The organism is Micromonospora sp. NRRL B-16802 (assembly GCF_001279555.1).
In the GTDB taxonomy this organism is placed as follows: Bacteria; Actinomycetota; Actinomycetes; order Mycobacteriales; family Micromonosporaceae; genus Micromonospora; species Micromonospora profundi.
Genome location: NZ_LGEB01000001.1, coordinates 50,713 through 67,842 on the forward strand (window position 1 = coordinate 50,713; position 17,130 = coordinate 67,842).

The 17,130-nt window shown below is 69.0% G+C and carries 16 protein-coding genes; 7 read left to right on the top strand and 9 right to left on the bottom strand.

Annotation, left to right across the window (positions count from 1 at the left end; genetic code table 11):
* Positions 1 to 22 precede the first annotated feature (22 nt).
* Positions 23 to 985 (bottom strand): DUF1996 domain-containing protein, encoded by a 963-nt coding sequence (locus ADK66_RS00240; protein WP_231639849.1) that lies wholly within the window; start codon positions 983 to 985, stop codon positions 23 to 25.
* 492 nt (positions 986 to 1,477) lie between these two features.
* On the opposite strand from ADK66_RS00240, the gene ADK66_RS00245 reads away from it, so the two are divergent.
* Positions 1,478 to 2,782 carry a hemolysin family protein gene (locus tag ADK66_RS00245; RefSeq protein ID WP_197281380.1) on the top strand — a complete coding sequence of 435 codons (1,305 nt, stop codon included), beginning with the start codon at positions 1,478 to 1,480 and terminating at the stop codon, positions 2,780 to 2,782.
* Complete coding sequence (locus tag ADK66_RS00250) at positions 2,779 to 3,786, top strand: hemolysin family protein (RefSeq protein ID WP_231639850.1); 1,008 nt, start codon at positions 2,779 to 2,781, stop codon at positions 3,784 to 3,786. The genes ADK66_RS00245 and ADK66_RS00250 overlap by 4 nt, the downstream gene beginning before the upstream one ends.
* A 77-nt stretch (positions 3,787 to 3,863) precedes the next feature.
* Here ADK66_RS00250 and ADK66_RS00255 read toward each other — a convergent pair whose 3' ends face one another.
* Positions 3,864 to 4,241: a helix-turn-helix domain-containing protein gene (locus ADK66_RS00255; RefSeq protein ID WP_053651437.1), complete on the bottom strand. Its 378-nt coding sequence runs from the start codon at positions 4,239 to 4,241 to the stop codon at positions 3,864 to 3,866.
* A 79-nt stretch (positions 4,242 to 4,320) separates the two neighbouring features.
* On the opposite strand from ADK66_RS00255, the gene ADK66_RS00260 reads away from it, so the two are divergent.
* The 3 genes from ADK66_RS00260 to ADK66_RS00270 all read left to right on the top strand — a co-directional run bounded on the left by ADK66_RS00260 (position 4,321) and on the right by ADK66_RS00270 (position 6,672).
* The gene (locus ADK66_RS00260; protein ID WP_053651439.1) at positions 4,321 to 4,731 is read left to right on the top strand and encodes a RidA family protein; all 411 of its coding nucleotides are present in this window, start codon (positions 4,321 to 4,323) and stop codon (positions 4,729 to 4,731) included.
* Positions 4,732 to 4,837: 106 nt separating this feature from the next.
* Positions 4,838 to 5,755 carry a LysR family transcriptional regulator gene (locus tag ADK66_RS00265; RefSeq protein ID WP_053651441.1) on the top strand — a complete coding sequence of 306 codons (918 nt, stop codon included), beginning with the start codon at positions 4,838 to 4,840 and terminating at the stop codon, positions 5,753 to 5,755.
* Complete coding sequence (locus tag ADK66_RS00270) at positions 5,752 to 6,672, top strand: serine hydrolase (RefSeq protein ID WP_053651444.1); 921 nt, start codon at positions 5,752 to 5,754, stop codon at positions 6,670 to 6,672. The genes ADK66_RS00265 and ADK66_RS00270 overlap by 4 nt, the downstream gene beginning before the upstream one ends.
* Before the next feature lie 36 nt (positions 6,673 to 6,708).
* On the opposite strand, the gene bla is transcribed toward ADK66_RS00270, so the two are convergent.
* Entirely contained in the window at positions 6,709 to 7,617 is a 909-nt protein-coding gene (gene bla, locus ADK66_RS00275; protein WP_053652298.1) for a class A beta-lactamase, read from the bottom strand.
* A 172-nt stretch (positions 7,618 to 7,789) separates the two neighbouring features.
* Complete coding sequence (locus ADK66_RS00280) at positions 7,790 to 8,968, bottom strand: SGNH/GDSL hydrolase family protein (protein WP_197281381.1); 1,179 nt, start codon at positions 8,966 to 8,968, stop codon at positions 7,790 to 7,792.
* Between the two features lie 306 nt (positions 8,969 to 9,274).
* Here ADK66_RS00280 and ADK66_RS32540 point away from each other — a divergent pair, with 306 nt between their 5' ends.
* On the top strand, positions 9,275 to 9,406 hold the full coding sequence (locus tag ADK66_RS32540) for a hypothetical protein (RefSeq protein WP_255352997.1): 132 nt from the start codon (positions 9,275 to 9,277) through the stop codon (positions 9,404 to 9,406).
* Here ADK66_RS32540 and ADK66_RS00290 read toward each other — a convergent pair.
* The 3 genes from ADK66_RS00290 to ADK66_RS00300 form a co-directional block, all read right to left on the bottom strand.
* Complete coding sequence (locus ADK66_RS00290; protein ID WP_157552125.1) at positions 9,403 to 9,825, bottom strand: hypothetical protein; 423 nt, start codon at positions 9,823 to 9,825, stop codon at positions 9,403 to 9,405. The genes ADK66_RS32540 and ADK66_RS00290 overlap by 4 nt on opposite strands.
* 9 nt (positions 9,826 to 9,834) lie before the next feature.
* Positions 9,835 to 10,410, bottom strand: coding sequence for an MBL fold metallo-hydrolase (locus ADK66_RS00295; RefSeq protein WP_053651451.1), 576 nt, complete (start codon positions 10,408 to 10,410; stop codon positions 9,835 to 9,837).
* A 224-nt stretch (positions 10,411 to 10,634) separates the two neighbouring features.
* Positions 10,635 to 13,427 (bottom strand): AAA family ATPase, encoded by a 2,793-nt coding sequence (locus ADK66_RS00300; RefSeq protein ID WP_082377094.1) that lies wholly within the window; start codon positions 13,425 to 13,427, stop codon positions 10,635 to 10,637.
* A 363-nt stretch (positions 13,428 to 13,790) separates the two neighbouring features.
* On the opposite strand from ADK66_RS00300, the gene ADK66_RS00310 reads away from it, so the two are divergent.
* Complete coding sequence (locus ADK66_RS00310; RefSeq protein ID WP_082377095.1) at positions 13,791 to 15,122, top strand: BTAD domain-containing putative transcriptional regulator; 1,332 nt, start codon at positions 13,791 to 13,793, stop codon at positions 15,120 to 15,122.
* 273 nt (positions 15,123 to 15,395) lie between these two features.
* Here the strand turns inward: ADK66_RS00310 and ADK66_RS00315 are convergent, their stop codons facing one another.
* Both ADK66_RS00315 and ADK66_RS00320 read right to left on the bottom strand, forming a co-directional pair.
* A complete protein-coding gene (locus tag ADK66_RS00315; RefSeq protein WP_053651461.1) occupies positions 15,396 to 16,052 on the bottom strand; it encodes a trimeric intracellular cation channel family protein in 657 nt (218 codons plus the stop codon).
* 64 nt (positions 16,053 to 16,116) lie between these two features.
* Positions 16,117 to 16,827 (bottom strand): alpha/beta hydrolase, encoded by a 711-nt coding sequence (locus ADK66_RS00320; RefSeq protein ID WP_082377096.1) that lies wholly within the window; start codon positions 16,825 to 16,827, stop codon positions 16,117 to 16,119.
* Between the last annotated feature and the right edge of the window lie 303 nt (positions 16,828 to 17,130).

Genomic DNA, 17,130 nt, shown 5'->3' on the forward strand with positions numbered 1-17,130 from the left:
GTACGACCACCTCGGCGTACGGTCAATCGTCCTGGCAGCTCTGCCCGCTGTTGAGGCAGTCCACGACCTTCGCCATCAGGGGCTCCGGCATCAGGTTGACGAAGAACGCGTGATCGGTCAGCGGGCTGTTGTTCTGGCCCTCGAAGGCGTCGATCCGGAACAGGGCATCCGGCGCGATGTCGTACGCCACTGTCAGCCGGAGCTGCGGCACCGGAAACGTGTTGCGGGCGCAGGAGCCGTCAGGGGACGGGAAGACCAGATGCGCGCGGTGGCTTTCGCTGTCCACCTGCCGCCCGTCCCAACAGCTCGGAAAGTCGAAGACCCTCTGCACCTGATCACCGGCCGGGCACCGGGGGTACGCGGTGGTGCGGCGCTCCGGGGTGCTGGAGCAGGTCCAGGTCGCTGCTGCTTTCTGGGGACCGTTCGTGAAAGCCACCGCGTCCCCGACCGTGCCGGCGAGCTGCTGCGGCATCGGCACGACGTTTCCTCGGGGGTTGCCGGAGAAGGCGAGCGTCACGTCGACAGGCACCTGGATCTCGCCGCCGTGGACGGCGTGCTCCCCGGCGTCCATCGGCCCGACCGTACGGAGCACCGGCCAGAAGTACGTCGACCGGTCGCCGTTGCCGCAGGTCGTCCCCGCGGCCGAGAGGGTCTTCGGCGTCGAGCCGACGGCGGTGGAGAGGTTGCCCACGTAATCGTGCACGTGATGCGGCTGCCCGGGAAAGCCAGGCGCCACCACGATGTTTGCGGTGTTGCGGTGGCCGTTCTCGTTGCGGCCGCAGTCCCAGGTGTAGGTGCCGGTCGCCGCGCCGGGCGCCGTGGCGGACGAGGTCGGGCCGGGCGCGACGAAGCTGATGTCGACGAAATCGGAGCCCAGGAGGCCGGTCGCCGTTGCCTGACGCGCCCCACCGCCGGCTGCGACCTGCCACGCCGCGCCGCAGCCGAGCAGCACGAGAACGAGCTCCAGTGCCAACGTCACGGTCACGGCCCGATGCCGCGCTGCCACGCGGCCCTTCGCATACCCCTGTCGCACCACGGCGTACGAGCCTAGGTCGATCACGGGCGGCCTCTCCGTCGACGGTCGGGAATGCGATCTGACCGGGTGACGACGGGCAGGGGTCAAGGCGAGCTTGCGGGTGATCCAGGCCATCACTTGGCGTCTCCGATCAGGCGCGTATGCGTCGTCGCTCAGGTAATGACGGCGCGCCCGGGGCAAAGTTCGCAGGTGCCGCGCAGCTCACATCGGGCTACGCGGGCTGATCCAGCCTGGCGGCGATCGGAACACGTTTTTCCTGGTCAGCTAGCAGCGGAGCTACCAGGTTGCTTCCAGAAAGCCGTGCCAAGCTTCCGGCACTGTCGGTACGAGGAGGAGCACGACCTTGATGGGCGCAGACCACCGCCTGAGACCTTTGGCCCGCTGGCGCGGGCCTGATTCATCTGAGGCGACAAACAGCAGGAGCGCGACGACGTGTGGGTGTTGAGCCTCCTCCTGGGGCTGCTGGTGATCCTGGTGATCACGGCAGCCACCGGCTACTTCGTGGCGCAGGAATTCGCGTACATGGCCGTCGACCGGTCGCGGCTCAAGGCCCGCGCGGCGGCGGGTGACAAGGCCGCAGGTCGGGCACTGGACGTGACCCGGCGGACGTCGTTCATGCTGTCCGGCGCCCAGCTCGGGATCACCGTTACCGCCCTGCTTGTGGGGTACGTCGCCGAACCGTTGGTCGGCAAGTCGCTCGGCACAGCCCTCGGCGGCGTCGGCGTCCCGACCGGTGTCGGCATCGTCGTCGGCACTGTGAGCGCGCTGCTGCTCTCGACGTTCGTACAGATGCTGTTCGGCGAGCTGTTCCCGAAGAACCTCGCCATCTCGCGACCCGAGCCGGTGGCCGTCTGGCTGGCCCGCTCCACCCAGGTCTACCTGCGGGTGTTCGGCTGGATCATCGCCTTCTTCGACAAGTCTTCCAATGCCCTGCTGCGCCTTTTCGGCATGGAGCCGGTGCACGACGTGGAACACGCTGCCAGCCGCCGCGACCTCGAATACATCGTCAGCGAGTCCCGCGACTCCGGTGATCTCCCCGCCGAGCTGTCGATGCTGCTCGACAGGGTGCTCGACTTCCCCGACCGTGACGCCGCCCACGCGATGGTTCCGCGGGCCCGGGTCGATGTCGTGGAGCCCGACCTGACCACCCAGGAACTCTGGGCCACGATGGCCGGTGGCCACTCGCGCTACCCGGTGCTCGACGAGCGCGACGACGTGATCGGAGTGGTGCACCTCGCCGACCTGCTCGCTGTCGACCGCGACGCCGCCCGCACAGTCGCCGACATCATGCGGCCACCGGTGCTGGTCCCCACGTCGATGCCGCTGCCCCGGGTCGTGCAGACCCTCACCGAGCGGCGCGCCCAGCTCGCCTGCGTGCTCGACGAGCACGGCGGGCTGGCCGGCGTGGTCACCGTCGAGGATCTTGCCGAGGAGCTGGTCGGGGAGATCGAGGACGAACACGACGACACCACAGTGGCCACGCTGCCGGTCGGGCCGGCGGACGGCGCCTGGGAACTTGCCGGCCAACTGCCACTGGACGAGGTCGAACGCATCATCGGGCACGACCTACCCGAATCGGACAGCGAGACCCTCGCCGGCCTGGTCATCGAACTGATCGGCGAGCTACCTGCCCCAGGTGCCACGGCTGAGCTGAGCCTCGACGCGGTGTTCCTGACACTCGAGGTGATGGAGCTGGAACGGCACGTCCCGTCGCTGGTCCGGCTACGTACGGAGGAGAACCGGTGATCGGCAACCCCTGGGTCGTGGTGGCCGTCACCGTAGTGCTGATCGTGCTCAGCGCCTTCTTCGTGGCAGCCGAATTCGCGCTGCTGGCGGCACGCCGGCACCGCCTCGACGCGCGCTCCGAGCACAGCCGGTCGGCCCGGGCAGCGGTGCGCAGCTTCGACGAGCTGACAGTGCTGCTGGCCGGCTGCCAACTCGGCATCACCGCCTGCGCACTCGGCCTCGGCGCGGTCACCAAGCCAGCCGTCAACTACGCGCTGACCCCCGTGTTTCTGTCCTGGGGCGCGCCGGGCTGGACTGCCGACGCGGTCGGGTTCGCGCTGGCGCTGCTGGTCGTCACCTTCCTGCACCTTGTCGTGGGGGAGATGGCACCGAAGTCGTACGCCATCGCGCACCCGGAGAAGACCGCCATCTTCCTGGCGATCCCGATGCGCGGCTTCATGTGGCTCACCCGCCCGGTGTTGCGTGCCCTCAACGCCAGCGCGAACTGGTGCCTGCGCCGGGTGGGCGTCGAGCCCCGGGACACCATCGCCACCGGCCAGAACGCCGCCGACCTGCGGCACCTTGTCGAGCACTCGGCGAACGTCGGTGCGCTCGACGCGTCGTACTCCGCGCAACTCACCGATGCCCTCGATCTTGACCAGCTCACCCTGGCCGACCTCACCGGCCCGGAACGCGGGTTGACCTCGGTCGAAGCGGCCGACACGGTGCTCACCGTCCGCGCGACGGCCCGCGCCACGGGCCACCTGCGGGTGGTGGTGCTGCGTGACGGCGCGGCCGTCGGCGTGGTGCACGTCCGCGACACCATGGACCAACCGGACGACCGGACCGCTGGCGAGGTGATGCGCGACGTTCTCGTGCTGGACGGCTCGACGCTCGTCTACGAAGCCCTGGCCAGGATGCGGAACACCCGCCACCACCTCGTGGTGGTCACCACACCGGACGGCCCGGCGGTGACCACCCTCAGCGACGTGGTCGAGCGACTGCTCCGCACCCCCGCCCGATGACGCGGTGACCGCGGTGCTCGACGAGTTCGCCGCCAGCGGACCCGTACGCGTAGCACCGCGGTCGCGGCCCATCCTCGTTAGTCGATCTGGGCGTCGAACGCCGTGCGGGCGTGTTCGATCTGCGGCATGTACGCGTCCGCCCACTCGAGGAGGGTGTCGATCGGTGCACGCAGGGTCTTCCCCAGCGGGGTGATCCGGTACTCCACGGCGACCGGGCGGGTAGCTACGACGTGGCGCTCGATGATCCCGTTGCGCTCGAGTCGTCGCAGCGTCGCCGTGAGCGACTTCTGCGTCACCGCCGGAACCGCCCGGCGCAGCTCGTTGAACCTGCTCGGGCGCTCGCACAGTTCGTTGAGAACGCTGAGCGACCACTTGTCCAACACCTGGTCGAGCAGCTCGCGGTGAGGCGCGTCGATACGTAGCTCGCTGGCCCGGGCGGGGGTGGTATCGCGCATGAAACCAGGTCTCCTTGAAGTGTCCTTCGTCAACTAGGTATCAATAGTAAACCTAGCTGGTTCCACCAGAGGAGACACGATGCCTGTCACCCGCTTCAGCCCCGACGGTCTTCAGCCGCACACGCCCTACGCTCACGTGGCGGTGGCTACCGGGTCGCGTCACATTCACGTGAGCGGTCAGATCGCACGCCTGGGCGACGGCACAGCCGTTGCTCCCGGCGACCTGGCCGGGCAGGTGGCGCAGGCGCTGCGCAACACCGGCCGGGCCCTCGCCGGAGCCGACGCCTCATTCGAGGACGTGGTCCGGTTGACCTTCTACGTGACCGACTGGGCACCCGAGAAGATCGGGCCGTTCATGGCCGGGATCGAGTCGGTCGTCGAGGAACTCGGCCTGCCCTGGCCCCTTCCGCCGGCGTCGCTGATCGGCGTGGACTACCTCTTCGAGCCCGACGTGCTCGTCGAACTGGAGGCGACCGCTATCGCGGAGTAGACGCTGCCTGCTCTCAGACGGGGCGGATGATCCGAGACGCTCCGCGAGAAGACGTCGCCAGTCGGCTGCCGTTCAGGGCGGCACGCGGCCGCGATACGTTCGGTGGGTGGATGTCGTCGCCGCCTGCCGGGCCTTCGTGGCGGTCAGCGGCCACGGCAGCTTCACCTCCGGAGCCGCCGCGGCGGGTATTCCCCAGTCGGTCGCCAGTCGCCGCATCGCCGCACTGGAGGAGCATTTCGGGGCGCGGTTGTTCGACAGGTCGTCCCGCGCGGTGCGGCTGACGTCGTTCGGGCAGGACATGCTGCCGTCGGCCCGGCGCCTGGTCGACCTCGCCGATGCCATGGGCGACGACGCCGAGCGTGCGCGGTTGCGTCCGCTGCGGGTCGCCGTACCCGAGATCTGCCCGCCGCGCCGCCTCGCCGATCTGGTGGTCGCGGCGCGGCGGCAGCGGATCCACCTGGAGGTACGGCCGGCCGGGCCGTCGGAGCGCGCCCGGCTCTGTCAGACCCTGGAGGCCGGTGCCGGGATCGTGGCGGTTCCCGAGGCGGGGGCGTCCTGGCAGGTGCAGCTCGGGCTGGCCGCCCGGACCCCTTTCCCGGCGCCGACGGTGTTCCTGGAGACGTTGCGCAGCGGCCGGGCCCGCACGCAGGCACGCCGGCGGGTCCTGATCCAACCCGAGGACGACGTCGCTCACCTGCGGGATCCGTTGACCCGTGCCGGCCAGTCGGCCGGCCTGGTGCCGGCCCAGGTGACGGTCGCCCCGTCCCTCGTGGACGCCGCGGCAGCGGCCCTCGGCTCCCCCGACCTGCTGCTCTGCTCCCGTCAACAGGCCGAGGACTTCGGATTGCACTGGTGCCCCCTCGTCGGCCCACGGCTCCTACGCGGCTACGACGTCGCCGCCGGCGTACGCGAGGACCTCGATCAGCTCAGCACGGTCCTGTACGCGGACATCGCCCGATGCCTCGGCGCGCCCGACGTGCACCCGGAGCCGGCCAGGGTCGGCACGACAGGAGATCCCGCGTGAGCGCCGTCGCAGTCGTCCGCAACGCCCAGGACCTGCTCGACGAGGCGGGGTTGCGCGGCGCGTTCCTGGTCCGCAACCTCGACACCGGCGAGGAGATCGGCTTCGACGCGGACACCCCGTACCCGGCGGCGTCGCTGGCGAAGGTGCCGCTGGCGGTCGCCGTGCTCGAACGGATCGCGCGCGGGGAACTCGACCCGGCGACACCTGTCGACGTCCCGCCCGGTCGGATCACCACACCGGGCCCGACCGGGTTGAGCCGCTTCCGTCATCCCGCGCGGATCGCCGTGGACGACCTGCTCTACCTGAGCACCTCCATCAGCGACGGGGTCGCCGCCGACGCCCTGTTCGACCTCGTCCCGCCGGCTGAGGTCGCCGCCGAGCTGCGGCGACTGCGCATCGAGGGCATCGCCGTACGACACCGGGTCGGCGACCTCGCCGACACGCCTGCGGAGCGTTTCGGCCCCGACGACGTACACCTGGCCCATTCCCTCGCCATCGGCGCCGGGACCCCCGGACAGGGCCACCCGGTCGCCCAACTCGACGTCACCCGCGCCAACACCGGCTCGGCCCGGGCCTACGTCGACCTGCTGCACGCCCTCTGGCGCCCCTCGACGATCCAGGAAGCCACCGCCTATCGGGTACGTGCCCTGTTGGGCGACAACCTGCACCGGCAGCGGCTCGCCCCGGACTTCACCTCCGACGCGTCCCGCTGGTCGTCAAAGACCGGCACCCTGCTGCACCTGCGCCACGAGATAGGGGTGGCGGACCACGCCGACGGTCAGTCGTACGCCGTCGCCGCGCTCACCGCCTCCCGGGTACCCGCCGCCGCCCAGCCAGCCAGCGAGGCGACGATGGCGCAGGTCGCCCGGACACTGCACGACCACCTCCGCACGGGCACCCTGCCCTGGTGGAGTTAGTCAGCTGGCGACCCGGACGCCCGCACCGGCAGACCGTCACAACGCGGCGATCACGACCTCAGTTGCCCTCGCGATGAGCGCGTTGTCGTAGTCGGCGTCCTTCTCGTCACGGCTGGACAACACCGCGAGGACGATCGGCGCCCGATCCGGCGGCCAGATCACCGCGATGTCGTTGCGGGTGCCGTAGCCGCCGGACCCGGTCTTGTCCCCGACGACCCAGCCGTCGGGAACACCGGCGCGGATCAGCTCGTCGCCTGTGGTGTTGCCCCGCAGCCAACCGTTGAGGATGTCGCGGTCCGCCGACTCAAGGGCATCGCCGACCGCGTACGCCCGCAGGGACCCGGCAAGGGCCCGCGCGGTGCTGGTGTCCCGCCGGTCACCCGGCTTGGCCTCGTTGAGCGCGGTCTCGTAGCGCTCCGGATCGGTGACCTTGTCTCCGATCTCGCGCAGTTCCTTCTCGAACTTCTGTGGTCCGCCGAGCTGGCGCAACAGCAGGTTGCCGGCGGTGTTGTCGCTGTAGCGCACGGCCGCGTCGGCGATCGCGCGCAGCGTCATGCCGTCAGCGACGTGCTGCTCCGTGATCGGCGAGTAGGTCACCAGGTCGTCCGCCGAGTACCGCACCACCCTGTCCAGCTCGGCGTCGGTGGTCTCGTCGAGGACCTCGGCGGCGGCCAACGCCTTGAACGTCGAGGCGTACGCGAACCGCTCGTCGGCCCGGTACTGCACGGTCCGGCCAGTGCCGGTGTCGATCGCGTAGACCCCGAGCCGCGCGTCGAATCTCTCCTCCAGCCGCCGGAACTCGTGGTCCCGGTCAGCGGCGGCGGTGGACGGGCTCGCCGTTGCCGCAGGGGTCCGCGTCGGCTGCCCGGCAGCATCGGCGGGACCGCAGGCGGCAAGTGACACCACTGCCAGCGCGCCCACCAGACGGCGTGTCGCAAGCGCCATGATCACTCCTTGTCGGTGTCGTGAGGTCCGGCGCGGCGGCGCCGGTCGGACAGGACTCGACCCTGACAGGGATCCGGCATGCGGTCGAAGACGGAACTGGCGGTGTTCATGCTCATTCGGCATCGCCAGCGTCTCACGGTTGGATCCCCTCCCCACCGGTTCACCCGGTCCGTCAGGAGCTGGGGCCCGCGAAGGGACCGTCGACGCTGAACACCCGCTTCGCGAAGCGTTCGCCGATGCGTCGGTGGGTGGCGGTGTCTGGATGGAGTTGATCGGGCAACGGCAGCTCGGCGAAGTCGGCCGCGCCGTAGAGGTCGAGGCCGTCGAGGTGGTGCAGGTTCGGGTCGTCGGCCGACCGCTGAGCAGTGATCCGCGCGAGTTCGTCGCGGATGACACCGAGCGTGAGCTTCCCGCTCGCCCGTTCCGCCGGGTCGCCGGTGGCCCGGAACCGCAGCTGTCCCGTGCTGAGGGCGGTGAGGTCGAACGCGCCCGGTCCGGGGGTGTCCTCGTGGATGGGGCAGTAGATCGGGGAGACGACAAGCAGCGGCGTGGTGGGATGGCCCTCCCGGATGGTGTCGAGGAAGCCGTGCACGGCCGGGGTGAAGGCGCGCAGCCGCATCAGGTCGGCGTTCACCAGGTTGATGCCGATCTTCACGCTGATGAGGTCGGCCCTGATGTCCCGCATGGTGCGGGCGGTGAACGGGTCGAGCAGCGCGCTGCCGCCGAAGCCGAGGTTGAGCAGGTCGACGCCACCGAGGGACGCCACGACAGCGGGCCAGGTGGCGGTGGGGCTGGTGGCGTTGGAGCCCTGACTGATGGAGCTGCCATGGTGCAGCCAGACCCGGCGCCCCCGGTCGGGTACGGGTTCGACGGGGGCGTCGGTGCGCAGGGCGACGAGTTCGGTGGTCTCGTAGTGCGGCAGCCAGATCTCGACGTCCTTCACCCCGTCGGGCAGGCCGGTGAACCGGACGGTGCCGGGCGGACCGGACTGGCGCTCCACGGTCCCGTTGGCCGGGTCGATGGTCACCAGGTCCCCGCCGGTGACGCTGGCCTGGTCGGTCAGCCGACCGTCGACGAGCAGGTCGTAAACACCGTCAGGGCGGCCCGGCAGGCCGATGTAGGCGTGCCGGGTGGGCAGCGTGTCCAGCTCGACAGCGGTGGCACGGGTGCGGAAGGCCAGCCGCACGCCGGCGGGTTGAGCCTCCACCATGGCGAGTTGCCCGTCGGTGTACTGGGCACGTGCCCAAGCCGGCAACCGATGCGGCAGCACCCCACGGGCGGTGCGCTGCACGTCGAGCGCGCCGTGCAGGAGGTCGGTGCTGATCGGGGTGGTGATCCAGGTGGACATCATGCTCTCAATCCATCATTTGACGATGTCGGATGCCAGTGACCCCGTCGGCCGGGTGACGGCGGGCACTGACACGCCCGGGTGCCCGGGTGGTGCGTAGCCCGGCGGCGCCCGCGGATCCAGCGTCTCCCCTCGTGCGGGACACCGCGGCTCTTCGCTGAGACTCCGCCGCCGCCGCGCTCGGGGCAACGTGTCGACGGAGGTGCCTGTCTCCGCGACTCCTGCGCCATGCGGTCGCACGGCGGCTCGAACCGACTCTTGATCGGGCGCAACACGAGCCCACCGGTAGGTGTCGAATGGCCAGACGGCATGACGTACCTCGCCAAGCTCGACCTCTCCGCGATCCCGGCCGGGTCGCACGACATCAACCTGCCCTCCGACGGGCACCTGCTGCTCTTCTCCGAGCTCAGGTCTGCTGCGGCCTTGCGGCCCGTGACCTAGTCCCGCATCTTCGCGAAACTGCAGCGTTCGATGACCCTCGCCATGGTGGTGTCCTCGCCCGCGCCGGCGAGCGTGGCGATCAGGAGATCGATGTCCCGCTCGGTCAGCGGCACCGGCCCAGCGACGGCGGCGAACACGATCGCCTGCGCGACCTCGACCTCGTGACCCCCCGTGAGCCGGGCTCTCAGCTCTTCGACGAAGTCCTGCGGGAGCCGGTCGGTGAGGGTGACGAGGAGCCGGAAGAGCTCTCGTCCTGCTGCTTGCTGCTGTGCGCTCCGGTGCACCTCGTGCTCCCTCTGATCTTCGGTGACGAACTGTGCCACTGGTGTCCACACTGCGGCGTGAGCCGGGCGACCACCGTGTCGCCCGGTCACGCCTTCGCAGCCGATGGGATCGAGAAACCGCGCGTCGGCCCGCATGGCGTCGACCTAGAAAGGTGTCTTGGTGTCCGGCGCGAACGGCAGGCCGTGGCCCGGCACGATCAGCGCCGGATTCATGGCCAGCACTCGCTCCCGGGAGGCTCGCAACACGTCGCGGTCAACGGCGAACGGGTCGTCCAGCGGGCCGAATTCCGACCACCAGAGGTGCGTGCACGCGACCAGCCCATCATCGGTCTCGATGAGCGTGGTGACGTCCTGGGCGGTGTGCCCGGGCGTCCGCACCAGGCGTACCGCGTCGGAGAGCCTGCTGAAGTCCGAGTCGTCGGCGAACTGGCGAGGCACCCACAGGTCGTTCTGGTAGGTCGCCTGGAAGTCATGGAAGCGGGCGTTCTGAAATAGCGCCGCGTTGAGCGTGTGGTCCGGATGGTGGTGACTGAACACGACGTCCGTCACCGCGCCGGCGTCGACTCCGGCCGCGGCGAGCGGGTCGAGGATCATCGAGCGATCGGCCACCATTCCGGGATCGATCACGGCGATGAAATCGCGGTCGCGGACCAGCGCGACAGTCCCGGCGACCCTCTCGCCCGCGTAGCCGACGGACAGAATCTTCACTTCGGCGCTCACAGCGGCCCTCTTCTCCTGGCGGTTGGAGGGCCACTCTCCCCCGCTCCGGGCAGCCACCGAATCAGTCATTCTTCTCCGGACGACTCCGACGCCGGCCCGGATTACCCTCTTTCGCCATTGCCGGGACGGCCGCCCCGGCCGACCGGCGACAGTCATAGTCGCTCGGCCAGCCCTCTCCCCCTCGCCGGAACGCCCCTGAACCGGGAAGACGTCTCAGCGGTGCCTTACCCGTCGGAGCCGGGCCGGCCTGCGGATTCTTGCTCGGCAAGAGCGTCACGCAGTCCGGCCCGCGCCGTGATGCCGAGCTTCGGGTAGATCCGATGAAGGTGGGCGCTCACCGTTCGGTGCGAAATGTAGAGGCGCTCCGCGATCTGTTTATTTGTCAGCCCGCTGGCCGCCAGATCGGCTATCTCGAGTTCCTGAGCCGTCAGGGCGATCGGCGGCCGGCGGGCGGGACCGTGCCGATATCCGTTGGCTCGCAGCTCGTGGACGGTGCGAGCGAGCCACGGCTCGGCACCCATCGCCGCGAAGCCGATCCGCGCGTTGAGCAGGTGGACTCGGGCGGCTGAGGGTGCTTTGCGTCGACGGAGACTTTCGGCGAGGGCGAGCCGGATGCGCGACGCATCGAACAGCCAGCGTTCCGCATTGGGCTCCGCCAACGCCTCCTCCAGCCGCGCCACGGCTGCTTCGTCACCGAGGACCAAGGCGTCAACCCCGCACTGGATGAGCGCCATCCGCGGCGAGATCGCCGCCACATCAGCCACTCGCATGGCGTCGGCGTGTGCGCGTGCCTCGGCGGTCCGGCCAGTGCGTAGCGCCGCTTCCACCAGGTCGAACATCACGGACGTGGCCACCTGAACGTACGGCGCCAGCACGCCGGCCGGGCTGATCGCGCTGGCGTACCGGTAAGCCGACTCGTAGTCGCCCTGGGCCACGGCGGCCAGAACGCGCGGGTGGTACGCGATGGTCATCGCGAGACCCACACCGCGCGGCTGTGCCCACCGGGTCATCTCGTCCGCCAGCTCGAAAGCCTCGCCCACGTCCCCCCGACCGGCGGCCAGGAGGGCTCGGCAGTACAGGAAGTTGAAGATCAGGAACTGCGACCCTCTCGTGGCGCAGAGCTGCTGTCCCTCCTCGGCCAGCCTCCTGCCCTCCTCCCACCGGCCCGTGGAGAAGTCGTCAAGGCACAGATACATCAGGGCACCGACCTTCAGCCGGGGCGCACCGCCCTCGCGGCCGGACTGAAGCACCCGCCACGACGAATCCCGGATGTCCCCGAGCCGGTCAAGGTAGAACGCAGCGAAACCGATCCGCATGGCCCGAGCGAAATCCTTCGCGCCGGCCAAGGTGGCGAGCAGAGCGTCGAACGCGGGCCGTGCGGCGGCGGCGGTGCGTACCGGATCGGGGATGACCGCGCTCGTCACCGCAAGAACATCCGACGGGTCTGTCTCGAGCCGGCTCAACGCGCGCTGGTACAGCGCCCAGCTCTCCGGGTCGCTCGCAAACCAGCAGAGCAGCAGCAATGTCTGCATGGCTGCTTCCAGTGCCGGATCGTCGCCTCGCCAGGCGTGATCGCCGATCTCGACAGCCCCGCCGAGCAGCCGGATCGCTGCGTGCAGGGCACCGTCGCCGTCCACCATCAGCAACGCCGCAACGGTAGCCGCACGCAGCGAATCAGCGGAGTCCGGACTGACCGCGCGGGCATCGGCAAGCAGCATGCCGAGGTCCTTCCCGGCGCCGCCCGCCTCGGCCCCGAGGTAGGCGGCCTCGACCATCCGCCGGGCCCGGTTCTCCTTGGTGGCGCTCATCTCGGCCGCCCGTGCCATGGCGGCGACAGCCCCCAGCACGTCCCCGCGTTGCATGATTTCTGGTGCCGACTGCTCGAGCAATGCCGCCACTGTCTCGTCCGGCCCGTCGGTGGCTGCGGCCAGGTGCCAGGCGTGACGTTCCTGATCACCGGCGAGCGCGTCGGCGATGGCGATGTGGGCCAGCCGTCGCTCCTCATGAGTCGCCGATGCGACGACTGCTGACTTGATCAACGGGTGGCGGAACGTGACGCGGGCGGCCGTGTCGTCCACGGTCAGGAGCTGCGCGCGCTCCGCTGGGGCGAGATGGGCGAGATCGGTGATGGTGCGGAGGGCGCGAAGATCTCCGTGGCCCTCGAACGTCGCGATCAGCAGTAGGCGGCGGGTGTCATACGGCAGTTCGGCGATCCGTCTGGAGTACAGCTGCTCAAGCCTTTCGGTCAGCGGCACCACAGCTGTCGGTTTCCAGTCATGCGCGGCCGAGCCCATCAGCGTCCCCGGCAACTCGACCAGCGCCAGCGGATTGCCCTGCGCCAGACCGAGTAGGCTCTGCCGGATCTGCGGAGGCAGCTTCGGGAAGCGGGCGTCCACCAGATGTCCGGACGCCTCCCGGGTGAGAGGCTGTATCTCCAGCTCGGCCAAGCCGCGCCAATCGAGATGACTGACGGCGCCGACGCGGGATGACACCACCACGCCGATCGGGGAATGCTCGACCCGTCTCGCGATGAAGCCCAACGCGACGGCGCTCGGACGGTCGGCCCACTGGGCGTCGTCCACCAGCAGGACGATCGGCGCATGCTTGGCGACAGCCGCCAGCAACGACAGAGCTGCATTACAGACCAGCAGAGCGGCAGGCGCCGGGCCGGGGCCGAGGCCCAGGGCAACCGTCAGAGCGTCACGGAGGCCGGGGGGAAGGCGCTTGATCTCGGCGCGCAGCGGCAACAACAGCTGGTGGAGGATCGAGTAGCTGATCGCCGCCTCGAACTCCGAGCCGGACGCCCGCAACACCCGCATGCCTTTGGCGGCCGCAAGATCGCCGGTGGCGGCGAGGAGTGCGGACTTGCCGATGCCGGCGTCGCCCCGGAGCATCCAGATGTCACCGCTGGAGCGAACCGATTCGAGGAAGCGCTCGATCTGTGCGAGCTCGGCGCTCCGCCCGAACAAGCCTCCCACGACAATGCCCCGATCGACACAGCTCTCGCTGCTCAGCAATGAGGTACGACACTATTGCACGATCAGCGGTTGACGGCTGTCAACTCTTCCGGGCTCAGGCCCGGCGGCACGGGCGCATCAGGTTTCTTGTCTTCAGTCAAACGACCACACCTTGAACACGCGGGAAATGTCGCACTGGCAGGTTGCCACAACGCCCATGAGGGCATAGGCCGGGCATTCGAGCCGCCACGCACGGCATCGCGTCCACGCTCCCTTGAGATCCATGAACGCTTGACTGATTCACCGGAGCGCCCCGAACCCGAAGGTGGTAACCGACGGCACCACCTCGGGAGCCTCGGAGGGAGTACACCACATGATGGCTGCAATCCCGCACAGTCCGCATTCGCGGCGGAAGAACCAGCCATGACCGATCTCGGTGACAGGGGCCGGCCTCTGCTGTTCGAACTCCTGGGCCCGCTTCGGGTACGGCGCGACGGCCAGGATCTCGATCTTGGACCCCGCCAGCAGCGCCTGATTCTGGCGCTCCTGCTGACTCGGGCCGGGCAACCGGTGAGCACTCAGGAGGTGATCACGATGCTGTGGGGGAGCCAGCCCCCGGCAAGTGCCAAAAACATAATCCACCGCTGTATCGGGAACCTGCGCCATCTTTTCGAACCGGATATCGCACCCCGGGCCCAGGGGCGCTGGATCACCTCCGACGCAGCCGGCTACCGCGTCGTGGCCGACGAGAGCAACCTGGATCTGCTGGCTTTCCGGAAGCTTGCCGAGGAGGCCCGCGCGGCAGCCGACACCGGCAATCCGGATGCGGCGCTGACGGCGTACACGAAAGCCCTGGAAATGTGGCGGGGGCCGTGCGCCGGCGCTTCGGACCTGCTGGTCGACCAACTGGCGCCGTTCAACGCCATCGACCACGAATGCGCCGCTGCCGCCGTCGAGGCAGCCGATCTGTCGCTTCGTCTCGACAGCGGTCGCTCCGTGCTCAACATACTGAGACGGGTGGCGACCCATCAATTCTTCAATGAAGCGCTCCAGGCGAGGTTCATCCTGGTGTTGTCGGCCGCCGGTCAACAGGCTGAGGCGATCGCCCGCTACCACTCGCTACGCCGGAAGCTGCTCGACGAACTGGGCGTGGACCCCGGCGCCGAGGTTCAAGCGGCCTATCGCGAGATTCTCGAGTGGTCCAGCGTACGGAGAGAGGACAAGACCTGCGCGCTCGCAACGGAGAAGAAGAGATCAGAACGATGTACGGTGATCCCGGGCAGCCGGAGTTCGTTTTCCCGCTACGACGGTGCGACACACACGGCGTCCATCACCGTCGGCAGTGACGACATCGGCGCCAACGGGAGTGTCCGGAGCCCGCGGTACCTCGACTATTCGATCCGGGCCCGGTGTGCCGCTCTGGCCGACGCCGGCCTGTCGATCAAGGAACTGGCGGCGGCGGGCCTCGGACCGGTGGATCTGGAGGTGTCGATCAAGTACCTCGATGAGTTGGTCCTCGGGGACGAGGTCGACGTCGTAACCCGCTTCGAGTACCTGGCCCCGAAAATCGTCCGGCTCGTCCAGTCGATGATCCGGCGCTCTGATGGAGCCATAGTCTCTGTGGTCACCAGCGTGACCAGCCTGATGGACACCACGGGGCGGTGGTTGGTGGACGACGCCGCCGTCGGGGCAGAGTTCCCGCGCGACCGTGCTGTCGTCGATCTGGCCGAGCGTCCGAAGAACAACCAGGCGTGAGGCCGCCGTCGTTCGAGGGTGGCCTCGGTGCCCGGCTGAGGCGCCTGACGCACGCTTGGACGCGGACGTCAGTGCAGGCGCAGGCCTGGGTGGACTTCCTCTCTCCGGGAGAGGCCCTCGATCCGCGGACGCTGAGCGAGTGTGCGGCGGCGCCAACTACGACCGCCTCCTCGGGGTCAAGCAGAAGTTCGACCCGCACACGATGGTTCCGAATGAGCCACACCATGCGTCCCGCCGCGGTACGAGTTCAGTCCACACGGCATCGTCGAGGGCTCAGGGACCGGTCGTACGCCTGGATTTCAGTGCGCGCTGCTCGGGGAAGGTCCAGCCGAAACGGACTGCGGGCAGACGAATGGCCGTGGTCACGAGCAGGCAGATGAGACCCGCGATCGGGATGGGCGTGCCGAATCCGGCGAGCACGATCAGTGTGCCGGCGCCAGCCCCCGCAGCGACGGCATAGAGGCTGCCGACCTGTAGGAAGGAGACCGGCAGGTTCAGGATGACGTCGCGCAGTATGCCCCCTCCGATGGCTCCGATGACCCCGACGACGAGCGCCCCGGCCGCGCCGACGCCGAGCGACAACGCTTTCGAGGCGGCGATCGCGCCGAACAGCCCCATGACGACCGCGTCGAGCGTGGCGAGCAGCCATCCGGCTCGTGCGAACACCGGCTGCAGCAGCATGCCGAGGACGGCCGACCCGCCGGCCACCAGCAGATACCAGTTCATCCAAATCACGACCGGCGGCTGATTGAGCACGATGTCACGCAGCAGGCTGCCGCCGAGTGAGACGGCCAGTCCGATCACGATGACACCGAGCACGTCGATGCGGCGGTGCCTTTCTCCGGCCGCGAACAGGGCACCCTGAAGGCCACCGAGTCCGGCGGCGAAGAGCTCGATCCACAGGGCCACATCAAACGGCATGACGAGCATGCGATCACGCTCCGGCGGGCTCGAGGCCGGCTCGCACGGCGGTGCGAGCCGGCCGTGAGTAACGTCAGTGAGAGCTGCCGGCGGCGTTGCGCGCGGCAGTCACGATCACGTCGGAGATGACATCGGCCTGGGTGATGAACAGGTCGTGGCTGGCCGAGACGTTGGTGATCGTCGCACCGGCACGCTCGGCCATGTGCTGCAGCATGGCCTGGTCGAACGCCTTGTCCTCGGTCGCGATGACGGCCCAGCTCGGCTTGTCACGCCAAGCCGCGTTCTTCACCGGCGTCCCGAAGACCGACATGTTGATCGGAACCTGCGAGTCGCGCAGGAAGGCCGCGTCGGCGGCGCTGGCGTCCGCCGCGAAACCGGCCTTGAACTTGTCGTGGTTGAGGAAGCCGAATCCGTCCTCGCCGACGTCGATGACGAAGTCGGGCGTCGGGGCGAATCCCTCGTACTGCTGGGCGGTGGTCTCGCCCTCGTCGGGGGCGAGCGCCGACACGTAGACCAGACCGGCGACCTTCGGGTGGACTCCGACCTCGGTGATGACCGTGCCACCCCAGGAGTGGGCCACCAGAATCGTCGGACCGTCCTGCAGGTCGAGCACCCTCGTGGTCGCCGCGACGTCGTCCTCGAACGAGGTGAGCGGGTTCTGCACGATCATCACCCGGTAACCCCGGGCCGTCAGGTTGTCGTACACGCCGCGCCAGCCCGAACCGTCAGCGAACGCGCCGTGCACCAGCACGACATTCTTGATTTCTTGACCGGTGATGCTCATGAGGTCATTCCTTCCGTTGCCGCACCGGCGTTCCCCGGAGCGGGTCAATGTGGGTAGGCGACCATCACTTCTGACATGTGATCGCATGTCAGACGGGGCATAAGGCTCGCGCTCCGCCTTGTGAACGATGGTCGGGTGATCCTGCGTGGGTCAGTGCGTCAGACTGGAAATGCCGGTTGGTGGCTCGCCTGGCGACGGTCATCAATTTCGGTGTGCCGGCCAACTCCAGGTTCGTCCCGGAGGGCGCTGCGAGAATCAGTCATTTTGCTGGCCGGTTCGACAAGACGCGTGGCATCGGGAGCG